At 44.7% G+C, this 23,227-nt stretch carries 38 protein-coding genes and 1 tRNA gene; 7 read left to right on the plus strand and 32 right to left on the minus strand.

Features of this window, described 5'->3' with window-relative positions; genetic code table 11:
• Positions 1–52 precede the first annotated feature (52 nt).
• From MKY95_RS23325 to MKY95_RS23370, 10 genes are all read right to left on the minus strand, one after another.
• Positions 53–418, minus strand: coding sequence for a hypothetical protein (locus MKY95_RS23325; RefSeq protein ID WP_339194661.1), 366 nt, complete (start codon positions 416–418; stop codon positions 53–55).
• Between the two features lie 29 nt (positions 419–447).
• A complete protein-coding gene (locus MKY95_RS23330) occupies positions 448–975 on the minus strand; it encodes a Holliday junction resolvase RecU (protein ID WP_339194664.1) in 528 nt (175 codons plus the stop codon).
• Positions 972–1,949: a helix-turn-helix domain-containing protein gene (locus tag MKY95_RS23335; protein WP_339194666.1), complete on the minus strand. Its 978-nt coding sequence runs from the start codon at positions 1,947–1,949 to the stop codon at positions 972–974. Before MKY95_RS23335 ends, MKY95_RS23330 begins: the two co-directional genes overlap by 4 nt.
• Positions 1,950–1,973: 24 nt before the next feature.
• A complete protein-coding gene (locus MKY95_RS23340; RefSeq protein WP_339194669.1) occupies positions 1,974–2,222 on the minus strand; it encodes a hypothetical protein in 249 nt (82 codons plus the stop codon).
• Positions 2,223–2,286: 64 nt separating this feature from the next.
• Positions 2,287–2,733: a hypothetical protein gene (locus tag MKY95_RS23345; protein ID WP_339194672.1), complete on the minus strand. Its 447-nt coding sequence runs from the start codon at positions 2,731–2,733 to the stop codon at positions 2,287–2,289.
• The gene (locus MKY95_RS23350) at positions 2,730–2,885 is read right to left on the minus strand and encodes a hypothetical protein (protein ID WP_339194675.1); all 156 of its coding nucleotides are present in this window, start codon (positions 2,883–2,885) and stop codon (positions 2,730–2,732) included. The genes MKY95_RS23345 and MKY95_RS23350 overlap by 4 nt, the downstream gene beginning before the upstream one ends.
• The gene (locus MKY95_RS23355; RefSeq protein ID WP_339194678.1) at positions 2,882–3,133 is read right to left on the minus strand and encodes a hypothetical protein; all 252 of its coding nucleotides are present in this window, start codon (positions 3,131–3,133) and stop codon (positions 2,882–2,884) included. The genes MKY95_RS23350 and MKY95_RS23355 overlap by 4 nt, the downstream gene beginning before the upstream one ends.
• Positions 3,134–3,138: 5 nt before the next feature.
• Positions 3,139–3,864 (minus strand): ORF6C domain-containing protein, encoded by a 726-nt coding sequence (locus tag MKY95_RS23360; RefSeq protein WP_339194680.1) that lies wholly within the window; start codon positions 3,862–3,864, stop codon positions 3,139–3,141.
• The gene (locus tag MKY95_RS23365) at positions 3,861–4,199 is read right to left on the minus strand and encodes a helix-turn-helix domain-containing protein (protein ID WP_339194683.1); all 339 of its coding nucleotides are present in this window, start codon (positions 4,197–4,199) and stop codon (positions 3,861–3,863) included. The genes MKY95_RS23360 and MKY95_RS23365 overlap by 4 nt, the downstream gene beginning before the upstream one ends.
• Positions 4,200–4,229: 30 nt before the next feature.
• Entirely contained in the window at positions 4,230–4,436 is a 207-nt protein-coding gene (locus MKY95_RS23370) for a helix-turn-helix transcriptional regulator (protein ID WP_339194685.1), read from the minus strand.
• Positions 4,437–4,624: 188 nt separating this feature from the next.
• On the opposite strand from MKY95_RS23370, the gene MKY95_RS23375 reads away from it, so the two are divergent.
• The 3 genes from MKY95_RS23375 (at position 4,625) to MKY95_RS23385 (ending at position 6,849) form a co-directional block, all read left to right on the plus strand.
• Positions 4,625–5,056, plus strand: a complete 432-nt coding sequence (locus MKY95_RS23375) for a helix-turn-helix transcriptional regulator (RefSeq protein ID WP_339194688.1) — start codon at positions 4,625–4,627, stop codon at positions 5,054–5,056.
• Positions 5,057–5,065: 9 nt separating this feature from the next.
• Positions 5,066–5,476 (plus strand): ImmA/IrrE family metallo-endopeptidase, encoded by a 411-nt coding sequence (locus tag MKY95_RS23380; protein ID WP_339194690.1) that lies wholly within the window; start codon positions 5,066–5,068, stop codon positions 5,474–5,476.
• A gap of 74 nt (positions 5,477–5,550) precedes the next feature.
• A complete protein-coding gene (locus MKY95_RS23385) occupies positions 5,551–6,849 on the plus strand; it encodes a tyrosine-type recombinase/integrase (RefSeq protein WP_339194695.1) in 1,299 nt (432 codons plus the stop codon).
• A 106-nt stretch (positions 6,850–6,955) separates the two neighbouring features.
• Here the strand turns inward: MKY95_RS23385 and MKY95_RS23390 are convergent.
• Positions 6,956–7,027 (minus strand) — tRNA-Val (locus MKY95_RS23390).
• A 298-nt stretch (positions 7,028–7,325) separates the two neighbouring features.
• On the minus strand, positions 7,326–7,487 hold the full coding sequence (locus MKY95_RS23395) for a hypothetical protein (RefSeq protein ID WP_155985130.1): 162 nt from the start codon (positions 7,485–7,487) through the stop codon (positions 7,326–7,328).
• A gap of 240 nt (positions 7,488–7,727) precedes the next feature.
• Between MKY95_RS23395 and MKY95_RS23400 the strand changes: the two genes are divergently transcribed.
• Complete coding sequence (locus tag MKY95_RS23400) at positions 7,728–8,171, plus strand: GNAT family N-acetyltransferase (RefSeq protein WP_036614958.1); 444 nt, start codon at positions 7,728–7,730, stop codon at positions 8,169–8,171.
• 112 nt (positions 8,172–8,283) lie between these two features.
• Positions 8,284–8,520: a DUF3892 domain-containing protein gene (locus MKY95_RS23405; RefSeq protein WP_017687389.1), complete on the plus strand. Its 237-nt coding sequence runs from the start codon at positions 8,284–8,286 to the stop codon at positions 8,518–8,520.
• Positions 8,521–8,595: 75 nt separating this feature from the next.
• Here MKY95_RS23405 and MKY95_RS23410 read toward each other — a convergent pair whose 3' ends face one another.
• The 4 genes from MKY95_RS23410 to MKY95_RS23425 form a co-directional block, all read right to left on the minus strand.
• Positions 8,596–8,877, minus strand: coding sequence for a hypothetical protein (locus tag MKY95_RS23410; RefSeq protein ID WP_036614741.1), 282 nt, complete (start codon positions 8,875–8,877; stop codon positions 8,596–8,598).
• Positions 8,861–9,082, minus strand: a complete 222-nt coding sequence (locus MKY95_RS23415; protein WP_017687387.1) for a hypothetical protein — start codon at positions 9,080–9,082, stop codon at positions 8,861–8,863. Before MKY95_RS23415 ends, MKY95_RS23410 begins: the two co-directional genes overlap by 17 nt.
• A 196-nt stretch (positions 9,083–9,278) precedes the next feature.
• Positions 9,279–9,599: a DUF3889 domain-containing protein gene (locus MKY95_RS23420; protein ID WP_036614744.1), complete on the minus strand. Its 321-nt coding sequence runs from the start codon at positions 9,597–9,599 to the stop codon at positions 9,279–9,281.
• A 56-nt stretch (positions 9,600–9,655) separates the two neighbouring features.
• The gene (locus MKY95_RS23425; protein ID WP_036614747.1) at positions 9,656–9,964 is read right to left on the minus strand and encodes a hypothetical protein; all 309 of its coding nucleotides are present in this window, start codon (positions 9,962–9,964) and stop codon (positions 9,656–9,658) included.
• 261 nt (positions 9,965–10,225) lie between these two features.
• Here MKY95_RS23425 and MKY95_RS23430 point away from each other — a divergent pair, with 261 nt between their 5' ends.
• Positions 10,226–11,128, plus strand: coding sequence for a manganese catalase family protein (locus MKY95_RS23430; protein WP_036614750.1), 903 nt, complete (start codon positions 10,226–10,228; stop codon positions 11,126–11,128).
• 220 nt (positions 11,129–11,348) lie between these two features.
• Here the strand turns inward: MKY95_RS23430 and MKY95_RS23435 are convergent, their stop codons facing one another.
• From MKY95_RS23435 to MKY95_RS23490, 12 genes are all read right to left on the minus strand, one after another.
• Positions 11,349–11,642 carry a DUF6809 family protein gene (locus tag MKY95_RS23435; protein ID WP_036614752.1) on the minus strand — a complete coding sequence of 98 codons (294 nt, stop codon included), beginning with the start codon at positions 11,640–11,642 and terminating at the stop codon, positions 11,349–11,351.
• A gap of 141 nt (positions 11,643–11,783) precedes the next feature.
• Positions 11,784–11,963: a ribbon-helix-helix domain-containing protein gene (locus MKY95_RS23440; protein ID WP_047843716.1), complete on the minus strand. Its 180-nt coding sequence runs from the start codon at positions 11,961–11,963 to the stop codon at positions 11,784–11,786.
• Positions 11,964–12,148: 185 nt separating this feature from the next.
• Positions 12,149–13,234: a DUF3626 domain-containing protein gene (locus MKY95_RS23445; protein ID WP_076318891.1), complete on the minus strand. Its 1,086-nt coding sequence runs from the start codon at positions 13,232–13,234 to the stop codon at positions 12,149–12,151.
• Between the two features lie 91 nt (positions 13,235–13,325).
• Entirely contained in the window at positions 13,326–13,595 is a 270-nt protein-coding gene (locus MKY95_RS23450) for a hypothetical protein (protein WP_076318890.1), read from the minus strand.
• Between the two features lie 42 nt (positions 13,596–13,637).
• Positions 13,638–14,048, minus strand: a complete 411-nt coding sequence (locus MKY95_RS23455) for a DUF5071 domain-containing protein (RefSeq protein WP_076318889.1) — start codon at positions 14,046–14,048, stop codon at positions 13,638–13,640.
• Between the two features lie 48 nt (positions 14,049–14,096).
• Positions 14,097–14,225 (minus strand): hypothetical protein, encoded by a 129-nt coding sequence (locus MKY95_RS23460; RefSeq protein ID WP_339194705.1) that lies wholly within the window; start codon positions 14,223–14,225, stop codon positions 14,097–14,099.
• 101 nt (positions 14,226–14,326) lie between these two features.
• Positions 14,327–14,665 (minus strand): DUF3221 domain-containing protein, encoded by a 339-nt coding sequence (locus MKY95_RS23465; protein ID WP_083669814.1) that lies wholly within the window; start codon positions 14,663–14,665, stop codon positions 14,327–14,329.
• Between the two features lie 126 nt (positions 14,666–14,791).
• Entirely contained in the window at positions 14,792–15,121 is a 330-nt protein-coding gene (locus tag MKY95_RS23470; RefSeq protein WP_076318888.1) for a hypothetical protein, read from the minus strand.
• Between the two features lie 233 nt (positions 15,122–15,354).
• The gene (locus MKY95_RS23475) at positions 15,355–17,070 is read right to left on the minus strand and encodes an ABC transporter ATP-binding protein (protein ID WP_076250814.1); all 1,716 of its coding nucleotides are present in this window, start codon (positions 17,068–17,070) and stop codon (positions 15,355–15,357) included.
• A gap of 44 nt (positions 17,071–17,114) precedes the next feature.
• Positions 17,115–18,146: an iron ABC transporter permease gene (locus MKY95_RS23480; RefSeq protein WP_036674863.1), complete on the minus strand. Its 1,032-nt coding sequence runs from the start codon at positions 18,144–18,146 to the stop codon at positions 17,115–17,117.
• Between the two features lie 2 nt (positions 18,147–18,148).
• Positions 18,149–19,204: an iron ABC transporter permease gene (locus tag MKY95_RS23485; RefSeq protein ID WP_036614761.1), complete on the minus strand. Its 1,056-nt coding sequence runs from the start codon at positions 19,202–19,204 to the stop codon at positions 18,149–18,151.
• A 272-nt stretch (positions 19,205–19,476) separates the two neighbouring features.
• Entirely contained in the window at positions 19,477–20,214 is a 738-nt protein-coding gene (locus MKY95_RS23490) for a glycerophosphodiester phosphodiesterase (RefSeq protein ID WP_076250811.1), read from the minus strand.
• A gap of 231 nt (positions 20,215–20,445) precedes the next feature.
• Between MKY95_RS23490 and MKY95_RS23495 the strand changes: the two genes are divergently transcribed.
• A complete protein-coding gene (locus MKY95_RS23495; protein ID WP_076318886.1) occupies positions 20,446–20,712 on the plus strand; it encodes a hypothetical protein in 267 nt (88 codons plus the stop codon).
• Between the two features lie 218 nt (positions 20,713–20,930).
• On the opposite strand, the gene MKY95_RS23500 is transcribed toward MKY95_RS23495, so the two are convergent.
• The 4 genes from MKY95_RS23500 to ung form a co-directional block, all read right to left on the minus strand.
• Positions 20,931–21,059, minus strand: coding sequence for a hypothetical protein (locus tag MKY95_RS23500; RefSeq protein ID WP_255319930.1), 129 nt, complete (start codon positions 21,057–21,059; stop codon positions 20,931–20,933).
• A gap of 120 nt (positions 21,060–21,179) precedes the next feature.
• Positions 21,180–21,764 carry a TIGR00730 family Rossman fold protein gene (locus MKY95_RS23505; protein WP_047843721.1) on the minus strand — a complete coding sequence of 195 codons (585 nt, stop codon included), beginning with the start codon at positions 21,762–21,764 and terminating at the stop codon, positions 21,180–21,182.
• 239 nt (positions 21,765–22,003) lie between these two features.
• On the minus strand, positions 22,004–22,423 hold the full coding sequence (locus MKY95_RS23510; RefSeq protein WP_017687369.1) for a hypothetical protein: 420 nt from the start codon (positions 22,421–22,423) through the stop codon (positions 22,004–22,006).
• 19 nt (positions 22,424–22,442) lie between these two features.
• Complete coding sequence (gene ung / locus MKY95_RS23515) at positions 22,443–23,111, minus strand: uracil-DNA glycosylase (RefSeq protein WP_282320785.1); 669 nt, start codon at positions 23,109–23,111, stop codon at positions 22,443–22,445.
• Positions 23,112–23,227 lie beyond the last annotated feature (116 nt).

Here is a 23,227-nt window from a genome sequence, read left to right on the forward strand (position 1 = left end):
TCTACGTTGTTAGATGTCGCAATCTTTTTAAATTGCCTCCATCCAGTTGCGCTCATGTTGTAACACCACTCTTTCGGCGTGATTTTGGCGCTTTCTTTCGATCCACTTTTTCGGTCGCTGCCCGTTCGTGGCTCCATCCGCTCGAATATCTCGCATAGTAGGTTGCCCTTGGGATGTCGTTCGCCTCAGCTATCTCCGGCCAGTTACCGTGTTTTTCATGTTTTCGAACAGGATCGGTGACCGCATCTTCAATCGCCCAGTTGTATCGTTTCACCCGTTCGATAACATGCCATTTACTGATATCGTTATCTTCAGCTATCTTGATATCGTCTTGAGTGATTTCACGAGTCATTGATAACTGACGTGCTTCAAATCCACAGAACGGGCACCGATACAAGTCCGTCCGGATCTCCTTCATGTCCGATGTACACTTATAACAGGTGATAATCATGACCCTGACGCCTTCCAGTGACGTTCTACCGCCCATAGGTAATCTACGGGTACCCGTTTGTCTGGAACCTCGTAGGCGTGAACGTCGAAGTCCGAGATATGAATACTTGACCCTTGTTTCCGTTTGTAAGCGTCCCAGAAGAATCTGAGGACCGTATATGGCAGTAGATATGTCTTATGTTGCTTGCGGAACTCTACCAGCAGGAACGATACTCCGTTCATCTTGTGAGCTTTCAACAAGTACTCGACTTGATGGTCCTTAAGATTCTTGAGCTGGAACCGATCCAGACTTGTTATCGACTTTGCCTCAAAAGCAATTCCTCGGCCCGTTTTCAAGATCCCGTCATAGTCTACGGTTGAAGGTTCTTCGTAATATCCTTCAACCACTGTAGATCCGGCCACTCTGACAACTTTGACCGGAGTAGGCCGCTTGTTTACCACGGCCAGTCCTAATTTGTCGTATCTATCGTTTGATAACGTTATGATTGCTTCAAATCCCATCCCACGATTGCCTTGTAATGTCATGAGACACCTCCTGCAGCTTTGTTTTTCTGCATTTCTTCAGCAAACCTCATCATCTCTTCGAACTCATCCTGAGAAGGCTCATCCGCCTGCCCTGAAGGAGTTGCAGCAACAACAGGTATTACAGGTTTACTCGACTTGCCACCAGCAATCGCACGCGGTTTCTTTGATTTGTTCATATCGATAACCAAGCGTGTGTACTTCTCTCTGAATTTCTTAGCACTCATGACGTTGCTGTTCCAGAAGTGGTCGTTTACCACCCAGTCCATTACCGCATATATCTGATCGGTGTTTGACTGCTTGTCCTTTTCGACCAGCAGGCGGAAGTCATCCGCCCATGTCTGCATGTTAGCTTTGGCCGTTCCGTTGGATAGTCCTTCTCGCTCACACATCCCATCAACATTGTGTCTGAAATGGATAGCCATTTTGTAGTAAGGACTTTCTTCACTGTATTGAGGTCTTTTTCTTGAAGAAGATTTTGAAGAATCAACAGATTCAGGCGCAGGGTCGTGAATTGCCGAAGGCGATTCTTGACTCTCTTCTTCTTTATAAGAATAGTTATTTATAGATAGTTCTTTATAGGGTGCATGCTGTGCACTACCCTGGTGCATGTGGTGCACTACACCTGGTGCATGTCCTGCACTACCATGGTGCATGTCCTGCACTACCCGTGATGCATGCTGTGCACTAGGTCTCAAGATTTCGTACACGTTACTTTCGTTTAATCCGTCCTTCCGACGCGTTCGCTTGACTAACAATTTCCGTTCAATCAGCCATTCAATGCAATGAACGGCCTTCCGGCGACTCATGGAGCATTTTTCGGCAATCGTGTTATAACTTGGGAAGGCAGCTGCGTTGTTAGCGCAGCGGCACAAGTAGAGGTAAACCAGTTTTTCATGCGTTTTCGTATCTATATCATCAAAGATTTCATTGGGTCCCATAAAGAACCCAGTATCGAATTTAAGTTGATTCATCATAATGTTGTAAATCCTTTCCCGCGTCTATTTCAAAGCCGCGCTTATGATCGTTGCCGCCAGACGCCGGAAGCGGATACCCGCCTCGGTCTCGTCCAGCAAATCATGGCATTCGTCACATAGGTGTGCTAAATCATATACTTCAGTCCGATGGTCAATTTGCTTCCTGCCAGTAAGGTGAGCGCGTTGTGTGGCCCGAGCCTTTTCGCATGCTTCACAGATTCCTTGAGATCGTTCCTTGAGTTGCTTGTCTACCGAATCCCTAATGTCACCCATTTGGCGTTGAGTTGGCTTCACTCGCTTGCTTTTAGTCTGTTTTGACTTTGGGTAGGGATTGAATTCAAGTCGCATATACGGCCTCCTGACCGCCTCGCTTGCCCAGTGGCTGATAATTTGGTATGATTACAGCAATTGAATTGAAGAAATGGTTTGATTGGCGGTTGCGTTCGCGAGACGCAGCCGCTTTTCTATGTCCACATGACTCATCGTAATGAACACGGCATCCTTCACAGCAAAACATCGACCCGTTATCAACCACTTTCGAAACGTTGTAACGAGATATGGAGTCCTCGCAATTCATGCAATGCCCCACTGTCATACCTTGTGTTGTGTACTCCCGATTATCAACCGGATTATCTACTCGCTTTAACAGCTTCTCAAGTCGAAGTATTTTCAACCGGAAATCAGCCTGTTTGTATACATCCTCCGCATCAGCTAACTGGTGATACGTTTTAAGCAGTTGAGCACGTAGTGCCCGGCGCTGACGATCCTTTTTGTTCTGATTCATGCTTGTCCCTCTTTCTGGCGTAATCCCGCCTCTAATTCTTCTATCTGCCAATCAAACCAAGTGAGCAGGGATGGATCTGCCCGCCGCAACCGCAAGAGTTTGTCCAAACGTCGTTTCATATCAATCCGTTGTTGCAACCGCGCATCCGTCATAAGCAACCTGCCTTGTCTGCCAAATCCGTGAATACATCATCAAGTACTTGAAGGTACTGGAATTTGTTTTCGTTCGGCCAATCTGTGCTCATGATCGCGTTTGCCTGCATACCATACACTTCGAGATACTCAAGATCTGAGTTGATGAAGTTGTCTGCCAACGTTTCGCGGTAATGTTGGAGCTGTTGTAGTGGTACCGCCCCGGGGAAAATCCACGAAACGGCGTTTTCTGTGATTACCTCATTCATCCTGATCACCCTCCCATGAACGCCATTTGGCGGTTCTTATCTTCAATTTCTCGGAGCAAACGTCCCTGCGGATGCCAGGCGGAAACTCTATCCAATGCTCGTCCGAAATCCTTGACCAATGTGTCACGCATAGAATTAGTTTGGAAATAGTCCTTGTGATCACGCCAAAGTGCTGAATATGTCTTACCACGTAGGCTATTACTGCGGTATGCTGGCGAATCTGGACCGCCGAGTACTGATACAACCACCTCATTGCCTGCTTGCGCCAATTGGCGTTGCTGTCCGAAGTTAATTGTGGTGTTGTTTTCAACATGGCTCAGGCGTTGGTCAAATTCTTGCGTCCGCTGATCGAGAGCAAATATTGCCTGTAGTTCTGCGCTTAGTGCTGGATACTGTACTTCTTTTACTTTGTAGTAGTCATCTACTAGCATTTCATATGCATCCCATGCTTGATCTGTATTCAATGACTTTGCGTGCATCCATGCTCCCTTTTCCGTCCAAAGGTAAAGGATGCGTGTCATATTCGATACTGGAATTTGCGGTTCCGAATTTCGGAAGTGCAATAATGATTCGCCCTCCAGTTTGTAGAAATGCTTTCCTTCTTTGAAGCGGAATTTATTATCATGAAAGTTCTTATTTATTCGTTCACTTTCTACACCGAAAGATTCAGATAATTGCGCTGTAGTTAAAACTCGTTGCTGATTGTAATTGGTTACTTGTATTTGTTTCATATCGCTTCCCCCTTCGCCGCTTGTCCGCCCCTGTAATTTGTATATCTTTGTTCCGCTCGCCATATTTCCAAGTCGGACAAGCGAAACTTGATTACTGGTCTTCTAGACCCGGACACTCCATAACGTTCATGCGGGATGCTCCCCTCTTGGCACATGCGGTATATAAGTTTCTCGGAAACACCGATATGAGCAGCGGTTTCTGCAACATCCAGTGTTTTATCGATAAGACCTGATAATTCTTCGCGTATTCTTTTTTCCGAAACAGCAACCTGTTCAGTTACGATCTCTCGGATCACATTTTCAAAAGCAATCAACGCCTTGTCCACGGTATTCATCCTTTCTGTATAAATATGTTATAATCCAACTCAGGTTTGCTCTTTTACCAAGTCATCAACAGTACAACCAAGAGCGTTAGACAACTTTATTAACGTTTCTACATATGGCCCTTGTCGTTTCTTTCCAATACTATATAGCGCCGAAACTGCTACTCCGCTTTCCTTGGAAAGGCGGTACACGGTCCACCCTTTGGCTCCAATTAATCTTTGCATGTTTTCTTCAATTGCCTTCCCCACTTATCTCACCTCCTGGATACATAATACTACTCATTTGAGTTATAATCAACACTTTTATATCTCGTGTGAGTAATATAATCCACCATTCTCTCTCTCTTCCTCTATATCTCTTGACAAATCTAACTTATTTGAGTTACTATGACTTCATTGAGTTATACCTAATATGAGTAATAGAAAGGTTGTTTCCGGTGAGTAGTATTTCAGAGAAGATTGAAGCAGTTATGAAAGAACGCGGAATAAGTAGATACAAATTATCAAAAGACACTGGTATTCCATACACCACCGTGACTCAAATACTTAACGGAAGAACTAAAAACCCACAGATAGCTGCACTTCAAAAGATAGCTGATTATTTTGATGTGAAGCTCGACCAGATCACAAAAGAGTCTGAAGACATGCCTAAGACAAATACACCTGATTGGGCTACGACTAAAGATTTAGCAGATATCAAAAAGATCCTAGAAGAAGACCAACCGGTTTTATTTGACGGAGTACCTATTACAGACGATACGCGACAAAGAGCTATGGATATCCTCACCGGATTGCTTTGGGAGGCTAAAGAACTTAATAAAGAGACTTATGGACGCAAGAAAAAAGAAGCCCCTAAAGACAAAGAGTAGGTGACTCCTTTGGACGACATCATTCAGAAGCTTGTTCGTAAGTTTAAAACTAACGATCCTTTTGTAATTGCCAAGGGTCTTAACATAATGGTAAGACATGCAGAATTCGACCCTGGCACCAGAGGGCTTTATTACAGACGGTTACGAAGGCGTTTCATTGTTATACATAACGGGCTATCTGAAGAGTGGCAGCGTGTTGTGTGTGCGCATGAATTGGGTCATGATCGCTTACATCCGGGACTTAGTCAGTTTTGGATAGATGAGCATACGTTCTTCGAAACAGGAAAGTTTGAGAGGCAAGCAAATATGTTTGCTATAAAATTACTCACCTATGATGTTGAACGCGATATACAAGAAACGTCAGAATCTTATTTATTAAGATGCGGTGTGCCGCATCAACTTCATAATTTATATATGTAACCCTGCGCTTTCCGGCCGCAAGGCTGTTTACTATACAAAAAAACAGAACAAATGTTCTCGATGGAGGAAATGAAGTGGCAAAAGGAAGTATTGAGAAAAGAGGCAGAAACAAGTGGAGACTTACTGTTGATTTGGGTTTTAGGGCAGACGGATTACGTAACCGCCCTCGTAAAACAATAACCATTGAAGATGAAGCTCTATTAAAAACAACAAAACGATTAAACGATTACCTTGAGAATGAATTGGCAAAATTTAAAATTGAAGTAGAGGCAGACGCTTACATCGCTCCTGAAAAAACTAAGTTTATTGATTTTATTGAAATGTGGCATGAACAGTATGCTCATGACCCGAAGAACCTTTCGATAACAACCTTAAATGTTTATGACAATATTATCGAATCCAGGTTAATACCTGCGTTTGGTAATGACAGAATTGACCAGATTAACACATTGAAAATAATCTCCTTTTTTCGTGAGATGGAAAAGCCGGGGGTTCGAAAACCCTCTACTAGCAAGAAGCCGCTTAGTGATAAACAAAAAGAAAAACTGCTTGAACCGCTCGATTCTACTACATTAGCCCTCTACCATCGTGTGTTAAAAAACATATTTTCTCGTGCGGTCGAATGGAAAATGATTAAGGAAAACCCGGTTGAGGCGGTGAAAAAACCAGTTTCTAAAAATTCAAAAGAAAAACTAATAAAACAAAGAGACAACCCACAGTACTATGACGAAACGGAAGCGCAAGAAGTAGTCGATGCATTATATAAAGAAACGAGAAAGTGGAGGTTACTGGTCTTAGGGTCAATGATGGGAGGGTTTCGAAGAGGAGAGTTAGTTGGATTAGAGTGGCCTGAAGTTTTGTTTGAAAATAGTGTAATTAGAATCGAGAACAACATCCCGTTCACGCTGAAAGGAAAGGCTGTTGAAAAAGAACCGAAATCTAGGGCTTCCTATAGAGACGTAGACATGCCTGACTGGTACATGGATGAGTTGCTGAGCTATAAAAAAGAGTGGCAAGAAGAGAGAGAATTCTTAGAAGATAAGTGGCTTGGCGGGGATCGGAAATACGTATTTCATAACGGCGCCGGAAGTCCCTATTACTTTCAACACCCTTCGAGATGGTGGAAAAGGTTTTGTAAAAGGCATGGTATAAGATATATTAAGTTTCATGGCTTGAGACATAGTTCCGGGACCTTGTTGCTTGAAGATGAAGAAGAGGCTAATTTCGACTCTATTCTAATTGTTATTCAAAGGAGATTGGGACACGCTAGGCTTTCCACAACATCCGACATTTATGTGCATGCCACTAAAAAAGTAAAGACTAGAGTAGCTGGAAAGCTAAATAAATTTAACCCCTCAGGATCACAAAAATGATAAAATTTTTCGTCCGTCCCCAGTCCGTCCCCAATCATGTATTTTTCGCGCGGCTACGGTTATCTAAAAAATAAAAAAAGCCTTGCTGTGCAAGGCTTTCGTGATATAGGACGAGTGGGGATCGAACCCACGACCCTTACCCTGTCAAGATAATGCTCTCCCGCTGAGCTATCGCCCTGTAATAATTATGATGTATCAATCACGGTCGTACTACTAAATTTAACTGAGCTAACAGATCATGATATATAATTGTTTCCCAATCAAGTAACAGTATCATATCAAGTAACCGTGTTCATTGTCAATGATTTATTTGGTTATAATTCACCCGAAATGGTGCACAATAAAGGAAAGATTACCATTTCTATAGCGAGGTGAATTCTCTATGAGAAACATAACAAAACGGTCAAAATCCAATAAACATACATTCGCCAAATGCTTCTTTCTCTTTGCTGGGCTTATGATTCTCATTACAACCGTTACTGGTTGCGGCTTAGAGAGGGATGAACATACAGTTCAATTCCAACAATTACAACAGCCCAATGAAAATGGTGAATCTCTGCCCGTTTGGCTGGACGTATACTCCAAATCTGTAATTCAAGATGTGTATTCTCCGCGAGGAAGCAGTGAAGTCTTGCCATGAAGGTTAACAGGTGAATTACTCATCTTCATCCCACTTGCGTGAGTATGCTTTCTTCGTAACGTAATACAACAGAGTAATCATTCCCGCCGACATTAGCAATGTAATTACCATGATGCCTGTCATGCCCATCACTACCCCCTCCTCTCCCAATATGTGTCAGACTTCACTATACAGGAAAAACATTTTTTTGTATAATTCAGTCTGATATGTCGCGCAAGAGCAGAAAGAAGGAATGGAATTGGCAGCTGAGATTAGTTATGTATCGACAGAAGAACAACTGGAGCAAGCCCTGGGAATTCGCCATCACGTTTTTGTGATCGAGCAACAGGTGCCTGCCGAGATTGAGATTGATCAATATGATGTCATCAGTCCGGATGTGCATCATGTATTGTTAAGTACGGATGGCCAAGCTGTAGCCACAGGACGTCTGATCTATTACAGCAAGGATACGGCCAAAATGCAGCGGATCGCAGTGCTTGAATCTCATCGTTCATTTGGTTATGGACGTGTGCTTCTGCTCGCGATGGAGGAGCTGGCACGTGAACTCGGCTTATCCTATTCTGTACTGGATGCGCAATGTCAGGCACAGAAATTCTATGAAAAACTGGGTTATGAAGTGATTTCGGAAGAACCTTTTTATGATGCAGATATTCTGCATGTTCGTATGAGAAAGAGCTTGTAAAACCTCGTCGTTGGAAGGTCTCATCAGCATATGGTGCATACTTCCGATGATTTCGGATAGGCTAATCAGGTAAGCAGATTCCTATCTCGTCATATAAGGAGAGTGTGACATCATGGATCAAACGACACGCGAGAGTTTCACAGCAGTACAGAAAAATGGTGACGGTGACCTGACAGCTTTTCAGACTTCAGCAGGACGCGTACTGGATTATCAGCAGGCACTTGCAGAAGTAAAAGCTGGCGCTATTGCCGGTGTGAATGTATTTAAAGGCAAGGATGGCGAAATGTACATTCGCGGCGATGCCGACGGTGACCCAACCAACAACCTGGACCAACTCCCCCATTTCTAAAATAGATGCACATGTCGTACATGTGACACAATAAGCGCCGATCCGGTTACCCGGGTTGGCGTTTTCTTATTATGATTAGTAGTCCGTAAAATATTTTACGGAATCACCGGAAGGTTGGCTTTTGCGAATCGGCTGTTGTACCTGTTCCCATGCCTGCAAAATCTGTATCCCTTCGAGAGTAGACCGATTCTCCCACGCGATGTGCCCGGTTCGTTCCAGCTCCTGCAGTGACTCATGAATGTATGCTCTGCTTCGTCCCGTCTTGTTCTCCAGTTCATCCATACGCGGCAGCCTGCGCCGTTGTCCTGCATAGTTCACCATAATACGCAAAATCTTGCGTTCAAAGTCGTTCAGCATACTTTACCTCCCCATTCAGATCGGTAACAGGACGCCATGCCAGAATACCTTGCTCCAGAAATGTTCGGGGTGAGCCTTCTTTTCCCGCTGATGCTCTAATCATCCCACCACGTACACTGTTAATTCGAATCTGTCGCTGCGTAATCTGCCCTGCACGATCCATGTAGACAAGCTCCACCATCTGGCCAATATATTTCCCTAGCATAATCATCCCTCCGATAAGAACGTTTGTTTGTATTTCATATTATATGCGAACATAAGTTCTTTATTCAATAGTAAAAAAAGGATTTTGTAAAATAAAAAAAACCAGACTTTCACCTTAATGATTAAGGCAGTCTGGTTTCTCTAATAATGCTGCTCATATAACTACGTGACTTGTAATGACCTAGTTCAGTAGCGGATCAGTGTCGATCCGATTCCGAAAATTGTACTTTCTTTAATTGCTGTGTAGATGGATTAAAATCGACATTCACATAAACTGCAAATTGTTTGCCGTCTTTCGCACGAACCCATAGCTTGAACTGTTCCCGTGATTGATCTGCTGTTAGAGAGGTGCGACCGATATGCTTATAGTCCAAAATATCCACATTATACTTGGTCTGTGTTTCTTTGACCGCAATAATTCCCCACTTCGCATAATCAGGGATAGCGGCACCTGTTCCTGATGTAATTCCGGCTAAACTCAGAACTACCGACATGACGGTAACGATAAGCATTCTCATTTCACTCACTCCTTGGGACAATATGTTTCTGTTATATTGCCCGTCCGGGTTTCATTTTACACGAATAAACGAAAGATCCAGGCCAATGGCCGTAGGGAAAAAGGAACCACATGAACAAGCCGGTCAAACGAATCAGGAGGCTCCGTCCGAAAACTCATTCCCCAGTCACCCGAGAAAAAGTGTTGTTGTGTCTTCGGCTCCTCAGGACGATCCAACCCGTATTTCTTTTCAAGTAACTGCCGTGTTTCTTCATCCACCTGAACCTCATTCGTAACGACATATGCTGTGGCAGGCTCGCTGCTTATGTACATTTGGATCATTAGAAACATCACAATCCCAACTATTTGTATCCAACGCTTGTTCATCTCTTACTCCTTTATGGATTCATGACTCTCTTCTCTTGTACGTGAAGACTCGTTTGAATGTTTGATTATACATAAATTTGACCGTATTGGAAATAACAAATGGGAGAAGAGTTGGGGCATGCGTTATGCGATGCTTAAGTCCCATTTGGTTGATTTTTTGTTTAAAAAACCCAATAGACGTGTAATAGGCCATGACAGAGTGACTTCACGATCTGAAACTCTACACGATCTGCAATACCAATAAGAGGAGGTTACACCCGAATGTTCAAACGCTTGGATGAAATCCTGATTGAGATTCCCAATGTCGAGAAGCCAGATCCGAATGCTGCGGCAGCTATACAAGAATTACTCGGCGGCAAATTCGGAGAAATGTCAACGTTGAACAACTACCTCTATCAATCGTTTAATTTTCGATCCAAAGAAAAGCTGAAGCCCTTCTATGACCTCGTCATGAGCATTACGGCCGAAGAATTGGGTCATGTTGAACTCGTGTCTCATGGTATTAACAAATGCCTCAGAGGTTCAACCGAGTACAAAGAACCCGACGACACACCGCTAGGTTCCGTGAAAGATGCTCGTCTGTCGTATCACTACCTGGCAGGTGCACAAGGCGCAATGCCTTTTGACTCTATGGGTAATCCATGGACGGGAGCAAACGTCTTCAACAGTGGCAATCTGGTCGAGGATCTGCTGCATAACTTCTTCCTAGAATGTGGCGCTCGTACCCATAAGATGAAAGTATATGAGATGACGGATCACCCGGCAGCCCGGGAAGTGGTTGGTTTCCTGCTGGTACGTGGCGGTGTGCATGTCGTGGCATATGCAAAAGCACTTGAGATTGCAACTGGCGTAAATGTGACTAAGCTGGTTCCTATTCCTTCACTGAACAACAAAGCCTTCAACGAGGCTCGCAAATATGAAGAAAAAGGGGTACACACCAAGCTGTACACCTATAGTGATAAAGATTTCAACACGATTGGACAGATCTGGAAAGGAACTCACCCCGAAGATGGACAACCTCTTGAAGTCATCCAAGGGATACCTGAAGGATTCCCGATTCCAGAAGCTCCTGCGGTCGAGGAAGAATTTGCACCGGGCATATCGCAAGAAGACTTTAAGGAAATTGCACGTCGTCTGAAGATGGCAGGGAATATTGCGGATTAAGAAACAATTTTTTTAACAATTTCTTTCCCTATATATATTGTTAACTCTATGTTTAAGTGAAGCCCTCGAACCCTGCTGCTGAATGCAGAGAGGATTTGAGGGCTTTGTTCTAATCAATTTTTGATACCATTTTATGATGCAAAATAAGTATTTTGTATGCCGTCATTTCCTGAGAATTTAGCTGTAAAAGTAACCCTGATCTCTGCTCACATCGTTAAACTTAGTCAAACTCCAACACCGATTCCTCCCGCTGACTCATGACTTCAATCAGCATATTGGCACCCAGACGAAAACCTTGTGCAAACGCTGCTTCCGTATGCATGCCCTTACATCTGCCACACAAGTCAAATAACTGTTCAAGCTCACGGAATTCTTCCTCGCTCAATCGATTCTTCCACTGCTCTGTCAGAGCTGCAATCTGCCGTCCTAACGCTTGGTATTCAGGATGTGTCGGCATCATCATCTCATCCGGTCGAAGTCGTCCATTATATAATGCTTCTAATATCGAATTCATGTGCATCCTCCTGTATATCAATTCGCACCTCACTTGAATGAACGTTCTGCACATGGTAGGATATTTATGCAGTCGCTCATTTAAGTGATTGCGGGATAGGAAGCAGCGGTGTTCTTCGTGGGACTTACGCTGCTTCCTTTTTTATTTTTGGAGCTCGTCGTAAATCTTCTCAATCCCTTTGCGAACGATGTCTGATCGATTCGTATTCAGCTTCTCAGCCGAAATATCGAGCTTGTTCATAATTTCCTCGTCGACACGTATATCAATCGTTCTGCTTTTGGGTTTGTCAGATTTAGGCCGCCCCATCTTTTTGGCGGACATTTGCTTCACCTCTTTTTTTGTCCTGACAACAATATATTATTGTCAGGACAAAAAGTCAATTTAATTATAAAACATACGTTCGTTTTTGTGACAGCAGATTCATAGATAAATCTATAGTCAGTAATCAGTTTCAATAATAAAACAACCTTGAAAGGTTAGGCGCTCAAGGTCGTTAGAGTACTATTTCACTCTTCCATTGGCTTTCCATATCTCACCAAGACATGCCAGAGTAATTTCAACTCTTGTAGAACTTCTTTGTAGGTTCCTCTATCGCTCCAATGACTTGGGTTTTGTTTCAATTCCATAGCTGCAGAACCAATGATATTTGCATCAATCAAATCACTTTTTGCAATTCTCTTGGCTAGTGATGGCATCGAAGGACCTCGAAAATCCATAGGAACGTCATCAACCAATAGTGTAAAGCCCATGTGCCAATGGAGATCAATGGAATACTTTAAACATATCTGCTCTAAGATTCTTCCTGTATGGGTGCCTTTAAATGATGGGTCGGCAACAAGCATCTCTACATCCTTTTCAAGGGAAATGTCACCATGAACCTGAGCTTCGATATAATGATCCAGATTTCGGTTTGGCTCTTGGTTTGATGGATTTTGGAATGGTTTCTCAAGATTGACGTGCATATGGTCAATTAACTTTTGAACCGTTAGATTTCTTTCACCAATGGCAAAATTACTATAGAATACATCCCTCATGAGAGTAGCCAAAACAAGGTCAAATTCCTCATACGTTCCCTTTTCCTCGGGGTCTTGGTGAGAATCCAAATATGTATACGTGCAACGTTGAGAGACCTCAGTGGATAAAAGGAAGTAACATGATCCAAAACGCGGAGCAGGTCCATCGGGATGTAACATAACATTGAGTGCCCCATACTTGGGCCGTTCGCTATCGGTTGAGCCATTTATTTGGTACGCTCCGCCAAACATTTTATTCTCCCAAACGTCACGTTCACCGCCTGAAAATGCGGAGACACTTCCATTTGATAAGAAAGTCTCAAACTGACTTTTATAAACTCCCTGCTCAAGTAGTGCTTCAGCAACGCTTTTCATGGTCGGATCTAATCGATCTGGATGAAAGTGTAACGCGATACTTTCATGAGCTTTTAGTTTGGTGATAGCTTTTTCAAATGTCTTCAGCTCGATGTTGGACATACGAAGGATTTCTCTAATGGTTTGCTCCGCCTCATTTTTGCGGCTTCTTGCATAATTGGTTACATGCTCTAGAGCTAATTGCTGAGACCTTGATAGTTCCATGGGCAGAGGAGTCCTTTCCCTTACTATAAAATCATAATGGCGGTTTCCTTGTTTATCATATAGATTGTAGCCTAATTATAGTTTTGGATCTTCAATCTATTTTTCTAGGGATTAGTTCATTCTCAGAGAAATTCCACCAATTGGATTCCTCATAATAAATTGTTTTTGCCCAAAACTCAGGGGACTCATGAAAAATCAGGTCTTCTTCTGATAAAAAATCATTGCCTTCCCAAAAAGAATTAATCCTGAGAAAAGCTTCCTTCTCTGAAATATCAAATAATTCAATTAATAGTTGAACAATGTGCAAACAATATATTTCCGAACTCAAAAAGGTAGGGAAAAGAAGTTGGTATTTTAGCATTTTTATCACTCCATCTTCAATATTTCAGTCTTTCTTAGAATGCTAATTCCAAGTCTCTATGTATCCAACCTTCATCTTTTCCAAAAGCTCCAAGATAACCTCATCCAACTCCTCAAGTACCTCACTCGGTGTAGGAGATTCCAGTATCCTTACCAAATCCGTCTGTAGCATACTTAGATGAGATATAGGTAATCGATCAATTAATCCGACCAAAATGAAATATTCCCACTGTGGATCTTGGGTTTGCAATACATCTTTAATATGAGGAATTAAGTCTTCGCCTAGTCTCAATAGTATATCCTCTACCGGCTTAGAGATAGGCCAATTCCCGTCTTGCAACCACTCCATAAGCTCTGGGATGATAACTTTTAATTCGACATCACTGAACTTACTTAACTTACGCACCGCTTCATAATCAAACTTATCGCGGGGAAGGCACTCCCTAATATCCATTTAAACTTCCTTCCTCATCTCAATGCGCAAAATCATAAACTCCCTGTGTTAGTCGACTGTCGCTACATCGTCTACTCTGATCTCAATCTCATCTTGATTCTTCGTCGTTGACATCGCATCTCTCATGCGAATAGTCCACGTTCCTGCATCCTGATAATAGTGTACATCTTCAATCACAGGAACACGTAATTTTTCTCCATCTGGTGAGTATAGCCCACCCCGAATTGCGTCCTCCTCACTTAGATGAGCACCATCTGGAGTATTTGGACAAGATACCGCTATCGTTTCTGCTCTAGCCTCCCCACAGGATAGGGTTGATTTTCCGGGCCTCCATCCGTCCAGACTTCAACATAGGAGCCGATCTGCGGATCAGGCGCATTGGAGAACCATTTTGCCGGATAATACCGACTTCCTCCTCCGTTCGCATTGAAATCCTCATATGCGGGATCAACCACAAGAATGGAATTGTCTTTACGATCAACCACATAACCAGTGAATCCATCTTCACTTGGTGCATTCGCTTGAGTCTGCACAGAGTTGCACTCGATCTGTTCTGAACATCCGGTAAGGCATACGATTAGGGTTGAGAGCAACATAAAGACTTGACGATAGGACATATGTAAATCTCCCTTTAATGACACCTCTTTTCTAAATTTAACGTTCCATATCAGTTTATTGTTACAAATACAGCTGTCAGCTCACCCTTAACTTTCTGACGGGCTCAACACGATCAACCCAAATATTCACTTCTTCATATCCCTTTTGTACACATACCTTCCCCATACCACCAACGCCGCACACAACAAGATCACACAATAAGCCCATACAAAAAACATGGCAAGCCCCAACCCGATGTTGGCATCCAGGCGCTTATCAAAGATCTCTGTGTATAGCGAAAAACCGAGTGGCACGGCGCCAACAACGAAAAGTCCAATGGACCATCCACCCCAGCGTTGGAAACCGGACCCCGCACGACTTCTGGAAATTTTGCGAATCCCTTGAGTCAGTAGCCACCAAATCAGAATAAATAATAGACAGGTTATAAGAATTTTCAGCATATCGTTCAACTGCATATCGTGTACCTCCTATATCTTGCAAGATGATGAACATATCTTACACGTTAAGTGTTCTCTTTACTATATTACCCGTTTCCACATCCATGATCACAGGCAGATATGAGCACAGTACCCCTGACCCACTGATTATGAAAAAGAAAAAAACGCCAACGTCCTGACTCCTTCCAAGTCAAGAACGATGGCGTTACTTCTCGTATTTACATTGTTATATCCACATAGGATAGGATAGGTTACGCACCAAACTGCGCATAGTGAAGGCGGCTGTATACCCCACCTGCTGCGAGTAATTCTTCATGACGTCCCTGCTCCGTAATGCCTTGTTCAGCAACGACAATAATGCGGTCTGCATTTTTGATCGTAGCCAATCGGTGGGCAATAACCAGTGTGGTCCGGCCCTCGGACAGCTCAGCAAGGGATTGCTGAATCGCCGCTTCCGTTTCTGTATCCAGAGCAGATGTTGCTTCGTCCAGGATCAGAATTGGCGGGTTTTTCAGGAACATACGGGCAATCGATAAGCGCTGTTTCTGTCCACCGGACAGCTTCACACCGCGTTCACCAATTAACGTATCCAATCCTTCCGGCATCGATTGAATTAAAGGCTCCATCTGGGCCCGTCTAGCGGCCATCCAGATTTCTTCTTCGGATGCATCCAGCTTGCCGTAGGCAATATTCTCCCGAATGCTTCCATCGAAGAGGAACACGTCCTGTTGTACAATTCCGATATGACTACGCAAGGAGTCTAGTGTCATATCCTGTATCTCCTGCCCATCGATCGTGATGCGACCTTCCAACACATCATAGAACCGCGGCAGCAGACTGCATAGCGTTGTTTTACCTGCCCCCGATGGACCGACAAGCGCTACAGTTTCACCTGCACGTACGTTTAGATCAATACCTTTGAGAACAGGTTCCTGATCGGAATAACCAAAGGTCACTTGCTCATAACGGATATCTCCACGCAAATGGGATACCGTAACGGCTCCTGGACGATCTTCCACATCCGGTTCCATATCGAGCAGCTCCGTATAACGTTTGAAGCCTGCAATCCCTTTTGGATACGTCTCAATAACCGAGTTGATCTTCTGGATCGGTGTCAGGAACACATTGGACAACATAATAAATGCAATGAACTGACCGTAGGTCATACTGCCTTGAATGACAAACCACGTTCCGCATACCAGGACAAAGAGGGATACCAGCTTCATCAGCATATAACTGACAGAGGAGTTCCAGGCCATGATTTTGTATGCGATTAGTTTGGTCTGACGGAAACGACCGTTGTTCACAGCGAATTGTGCTTTTTCATGCTCTTCATTGGCAAAAGCCTGAACAACACGAATACCTGTAATATTGTTCTCAACACGAGCATTGAAGTCCGCAATATCACCAAACATTCGGCTGAATGCCTTGGACATTTTGCTACCAAAGTAGAGTGACAGATAAATAATCAGCGGTACGATGATAAAGGTTAACACCGCCAGATTCCCGTTAATGCTCATCATGATGCTGAATGCACCAATTAGCGTCATGACCGCGATAAATACATCCTCCGGACCATGATGGGCAATCTCACCGATATCCATCAGATCGTTAGTCATACGGGACACGAGGTGTCCTGTTTTTGTATTATCGAAGAAACGGAACGATAACTTCTGCACATGATTGAACAGACTTTTACGCATATCCGTCTCGATGTTAATACCGAGCTTGTGTCCCCAATAGGTAACCACGAAGTTGAGAAATGAATTCAATAAGTAGATGCCGAGCAATGCCAGACACGCCCATAGAATCCAGTCCCAGCGGCCGCCTGGCAGCAGATCATCGACTACCCGGTTGACTGCCAGTGGAAAAGCCAGCTCCAGCAGGGCGACTAAAATCGCACAACTGAAGTCAAGAATAAAGAGCTTTTTGTAAGGCCTATAATAGGCAAAGAAACGGCGAAGCATGGACTGAAGTCCTCCTTATGCAACCACACAATGGTGATTACGTTTTATTTCGTCTTGCTTAAGAGGTACAGGAAGTATGGCGCACCAATAATGGCAACCAGGATCCCCGCAGGAATCTCCGAAGGCTGCAGGATGACACGACCCAGCGTATCTGCAACCAGTACAAGCAATGAACCGATCAGTGCAGATGCGGGTAACAGGAATTGATGTTTTGGACCCACCAGACGACGTGCCAAATGCGGTCCGATTAGACCAACAAAACCGATCCCCCCACTCACAGATACACATGAGCCGGCAAGTCCTACAGCAGCCGCAAGCAAAATCAGTCGCTCACGCTCAACCGGAGTCCCGAGTCCACTTGCAGTCTGGTCACCCAGATTCAACACGTTCAGTACACGCGCCTTATACAGGACAAGCGGTACAAGAATGATCAGAAACGGTAGCAATGCCGTTACAAATTTCCAGTTCGAACCCCAGATGCTGCCTGCCATCCAGGTAGCTACAAATTGATACTTTTCCGGACTAAGCCGTAACGTAAGCACGATCATGGCAGAACTGATTCCCGCCGCTACCCCGATCCCCGTAAGTAACATACGAGTAGGCATAATGCCCTCTCCTTTTTTGTAAGAGAGAACGTAGATCAGAAATGCAGCAAAACCCGAACCGATCAGGGCCAGAATTGGCAAAAGAAATACCGGCGCTGCTGTCGTTGTCGGGAAAAAGGAAACAAATAACATGACGACCAGACCAGCACCTGCATTAATCCCCAGGATCCCCGGATCTGCCAACGCATTCCGAGATACTCCCTGCAAAATACAACCAGATAACGCAAGTCCGGCCCCGACCAGCACCGAAATCACAATACGTGGCAGACGGAATTCAAACAGGATCAATTCCTGTTTCGCCGTGCCTCCACCAAACAGGGTTCGCAACACCTCAAGCGGCGAAAGCTTGGTAAAACCTGTGTTCATGCTCACCACAAAAGCCGTAATAATTAATAGGGCAAGCACAATGAGGACAATCGTACTCTTGGTTCTCTTCTTGCGCTCTGCTCCAACTATTGTTGAGGATTCCATCGTTACAGAGTCCTCCTTTCTTTACGCGCCAGATACAGGAAGAATGGTACCCCGATGAGGGCAACCAAAGCGCCAATTGGCGTCTCGTACGGCGGGTTAATCATACGTGCAGCCAGATCCGCAAATACAAGCAACAGACTGCCCATCACAGCGGAACATGGAATAATCCAGCGATAATCGACCCCAACCAGCTTCCGCGTGAGATGGGGAATAATGAGTCCGACAAAACCGACCGCACCCACCACGGACACAGCTGTACCCGCGAGAATCAGTACAACAATCAGGCCTATGAGCTTGATCAGCCCAGTACGTTGCCCCAAGCCCACCGCAATATCTTCTCCGAGACTAAGCAGAGTAATGGAACGGGAGATGAGAAGACCTGCAATCAGTGCCGCGAGTACCCAGGGGAACATGACCTCAAGTTGAGACCACTTCGTTCCGGCTACACCACCAGCTGTCCAGAAAGCCAAATCTTGTCCAATCCTGAAATACAATGCAATCCCTTCACTGAGTGCCGACAACATCGCTGATACAGCCGCACCTGCAAGAACAAGGCGTAGTGGCGTAAGACCCGATTTGGAAGCTGCACCAAAACCATACACCAACAGGACACCAAGCCCTGCTCCAAGGAAGGAATACATGATGATATACATAAATGGCAAGCCAGGGAAGAAGGCAAAACAAACTGCAAGTGCAAATCCAGCTCCTGCATTTAACCCAAGCAGACCTGAATCGGCCAGCGGGTTACGAGTCATGCCCTGCATGATCGCACCAGCTACAGCGAAACATGCACCTACCATTGCTCCTCCAAGGATACGTGGTAATCGAATCTCCCATATGATCTGATGTGGAGTCAACTCAGGATTGAAATCAAAGATAGCCTTCCAGACTACACTAAGCTTAATATCAGCAGCGCCAAAAGAAATGGACAACGCCATACCCAGAGCGAGTAGCAAAACTCCCCCTGTAAGAATAAGTGTGGCCGCCCACGGACGAGTGTGTATCTTCGCTGTGGGTGAATCCGGATTATGTTTTTCTGGTGAAGCTTGTGAACTCATACGCGCCCACCCTCGTTATGAGTGGAGCTGCTCAAACCTATGTACATAACAATCACCTCTCTATAAATACCGAACTTTAATGATATTGATTCTCATTCCCATAGACCATTGTAAGTGAATCCACCGGCTCTGGCAATGGACAAATAGGACATGTTTATTGCATATATGAATATTTGCACACAATTTCACACGCAAAAAGGCTGCGCAAGAGCCAAAAAGCTCGAACACAGCCTTATCATTGCATATGTAGAACATGTAAAATACAGACTCGTTTAACGGGCATGTACCGTAAGTAAGGATGCCAGGACATCCGGAACATCGGTAATAATCCCTTGCACACCCATATCAATCATGGCCTGCATCTCGGCAGGATCATTCACCGTAAATGGATAGGTAACAACGCCATGTGCCAGTGCAGCAGCAACATCTTCTTGTGTGACTGCCAGCTTGTAGGGATGAAGGCCGGTAGCTTCGAGTTTGGCGGCATAATCATAGGGACGATATAACTTTTCCATATATAGAAGTGCTGTACGAATCTCCGGGGCAAGACGTTTACATCTCACGAGCGAAGCATGATTGAAGCTCGACAGCACAACCTGTTGCTCCAGATTCCAATCCCGGATCGCCTGTATGACCTTCTCTTCCATCCCTTTATAACTCACAATACCATTTTTCAATTCCAGATTAAGCAGTGTTCCTTTCCCCTGTACCAGCTTGAATAATTCCTCCAGAGAAGGAATACGTTCCCCAGTAAAATCAGCATGGAACCAGGACCCCGCATCCCGTGTGCGCAATTGATCGTAAGTCGTATCCTTAACCCAGCCTTCTGCGCCGCCAGTTCGGCTTAACGTCTCATCATGAATCAGTACCAGTCTGCCATCACTCGTCATCTGCACATCGGTCTCAATGCCTGTCGCTCCAAGCTCCAGACTCCGTTCAAAAGCGCTCATCGTATTCTCCGGGCATACGGCAGATGCACCACGGTGGGCAATAATCTCCATGTTCCTCATTCCAGCGCCTCCTGTGTTCAAGCTTCACTCTATGATCATCACTATAAACACGGTTTGTTAGACCTGTATTAACAGAACGTATAATCGGTTGCCTGCTTCGCTAATACTAGCGACCGGGCCCAACATCTAACGGGCTGGGGATTCACTCATTTTTGCGAACTCAATCTGAAAATCGACATAACATAGTATGAACGATGGAAGCACTGAACTCCGTTATAAGGAGGTTGACTATTGAATACCTCAAAGAAAAAATCGATACCTACGCGTCCTCACACATCCCAGTTACAGTCGGCTTCCAGGCTTTCCAGATCATCTGTCCATATCAAAAACAAATCCGGCAAGACGGCTAATCAGCGTTCTCTTAACTCCAGTTCACCCAACACACTGGATCAGCTGGCTATTGTTGCAGCAATACTCTCCTTAATTGCAGCCGCCATCGGGCTATATATCGCCTGGAAATCGTTAAGTAATCCGGATCAAACTGCTGTTGTGGTGTAAGCTGCTTGTTGCGCAGCTAATGGCTCAGGAGGCTCTCTCCTGCTTCTGACCTTATTCAGGGGCAGGTTTTTGCTTTTTCAATTACTCAACGTATGCTGGAAACGTCAAAAAACCGTTCCCCTGAAACGCCGGCATATACCGGCGTCTCTTTGGAAAGGTCATTTTTTATTCGGGCGCTGCCTCTGCAGCTTAATCCCCGTCCCGGGATACTGACCGAATTACAGAATGAATGTGCGAGAGATAATAACCAACAGAATGAACAATACCAGAATCGCACCTGTTGATGTCCATGCTCCACCACCGAAGCCTCCGCAATATCCGTAACCTGTACCTTTGAGTTCGCTCATCAGTGACACTCCCCTCTTCATCGAAGTACACTATAGACTATGTCCGATAACGCAACTTGCTTGGGCAGATCGAAAATTCTCCCGAGGAACGAGTAGATTCAGGCCCGTCTTCTTATGCACTCATTTCCCGTTGAGTTGTGACCACTTCTGAGTCAGCTCTGCAGGAATATAGGATGACATTTGTTTGAGCAGTTCAGCCGGATCAGCTTCCAAACTCCATAGACTGAGATGCGAGGTGTTGGAGAATCCTTCCTGTACGCTATGTTCTACCATCTTCATCAGCGGTCCATAATATCCGTTGACATTTAATAAGCCAACAGGCTTACGATGAATACCGATCTGTGCCCAGCACAGTACCTCAAATAGTTCTTCAAATGTACCCATACCTCCGGGAAGTGCAATGAATCCATCGGATAATTCAGCCATCGTTGCCTTCCGTTCATGCATGGTTCCCACTTCAATCAGTTGTGTGAGCCCTCCATGAACAACCTCGCCCCGGAACAATCCGGTAGGCATAACCCCGATTACCTCTCCCCCTTGCTCAAGAGCAGCATCGGCTACTGCACCCATCAAGCCCATGCAAGAACCACCATAGACCAGTGCATAACCACTATCAGCAATCTGTTTGCCCAGTTGAACAGCCTTCTCTGTATAATCGGGGTGATTTCCCGGATTGGAGCCTGCAAAAACAGCTATACGTTTCATTGGGTTTCACTCCTTCTCATGATCTATTTTAATAATATATAACATGAATGTTATGGGTATGTACAACGTACAACAGGTTAACAGAACCAATGGGCAAAAAAATACCCGACCGTTTGCAGCCGGCCGGGCTCCCATTTCAATACACATCAATTTAGAAGGGGTTGTTATTACCTAATATACAGACCGAACATTAAATCCGTATGATCTTTGCATGAAATGAATATTAAATCTTCGTATAACTAACGTATCCCACGGCGTGAACGTACGACAAACATATGCTTGTCTTTACGAAGAACCCGACCATCTGCAAGTTCAACCTGATCCTCGTCATGACGCAGAATCGTCGTGGATAATGCTACAATCTTGGCCCGGCGCCAGATCATCACCTGTGACTTGAAATAGATCGCATTTTCGAACTGAATCGCCTTTTTCATCACATATCCAACCTTGTGCACTTCAGAACGTGCTTTCTTTAAGGGAAGACTCTCTTCGGGAAGAGGTCTGATCATTGCGATATTGTCAAACGATACCTTAATCCGTTTCGGTCCGATCCGTACACATTCCGCTTCTTCATCCCACTCGACCAGCGTTCCCTTTAATGGCTCCCGTATGCCTGTTGCACGATATACCGCTACTTTTCGTCCTATCCAATGTCGCAATGTTCTCACCTCCATCTGTCTAGTTTTCAGGTATCTTCCAATCGATCGGTTCAATACCTTTGGAGGTCAAGAAATCATTGGCTTTGGAAAAGGGACGACTGCCGAGGAATCCACGATGCGCAGCCAGCGGACTGGGATGTGTAGACTCCAGTACCAGGTGCTTGTCCCTGTTAATAAAAGCACCTTTCTTCTGGGCATGACTGCCCCATAGCATATATACCATTGGCTCTGAACGTTCATTCAGCGCACGAATGACAGCATCCGTAAACGTCTGCCAGCCCAATGCCTGATGGGAGTTTGGCTGACCTTCACGGACCGTCAGAACGGCATTTAATAGCAAGACTCCCTGCTGCGCCCAATGAACCAGAGATCCATGATTCGGAATGGGCAGGTCCAGATCGGCCTGAAGTTCCTTATATATATTTTTCAGAGAAGGCGGTACACGTACCCCCGGTCTAACCGAAAAACTTAATCCATGAGCTTGTCCCGCTCCGTGATAAGGGTCCTGTCCAATAATAACGGCCTTAACCTGATGATATGGCGTCAGCTTCAGTGCGGAGAACAGGTCTTCTTTGGGCGGAAAGACCGTCTGCGTTTTGTACTCGGCGGCGAGAGTGTAACGAATCTTGTTAAAATAGTCGGCTTCCGTCTCTTCCTGAAGCACCTTGTCCCAATCGTTTCCAAACATATGTATAGGCTCCTTTCCCCTGATGAATACAGTTTCGTTCAGCCCAACTACTGGGCTCTTCCTTCTGAGAGCCGCATGTCATGCAACTCATAGACTATCCACCATTTTAACATAAC

This window comes from Paenibacillus sp. FSL P4-0176 (assembly GCF_037975265.1).
Classification (GTDB): domain Bacteria; phylum Bacillota; class Bacilli; order Paenibacillales; family Paenibacillaceae; genus Paenibacillus; species Paenibacillus amylolyticus.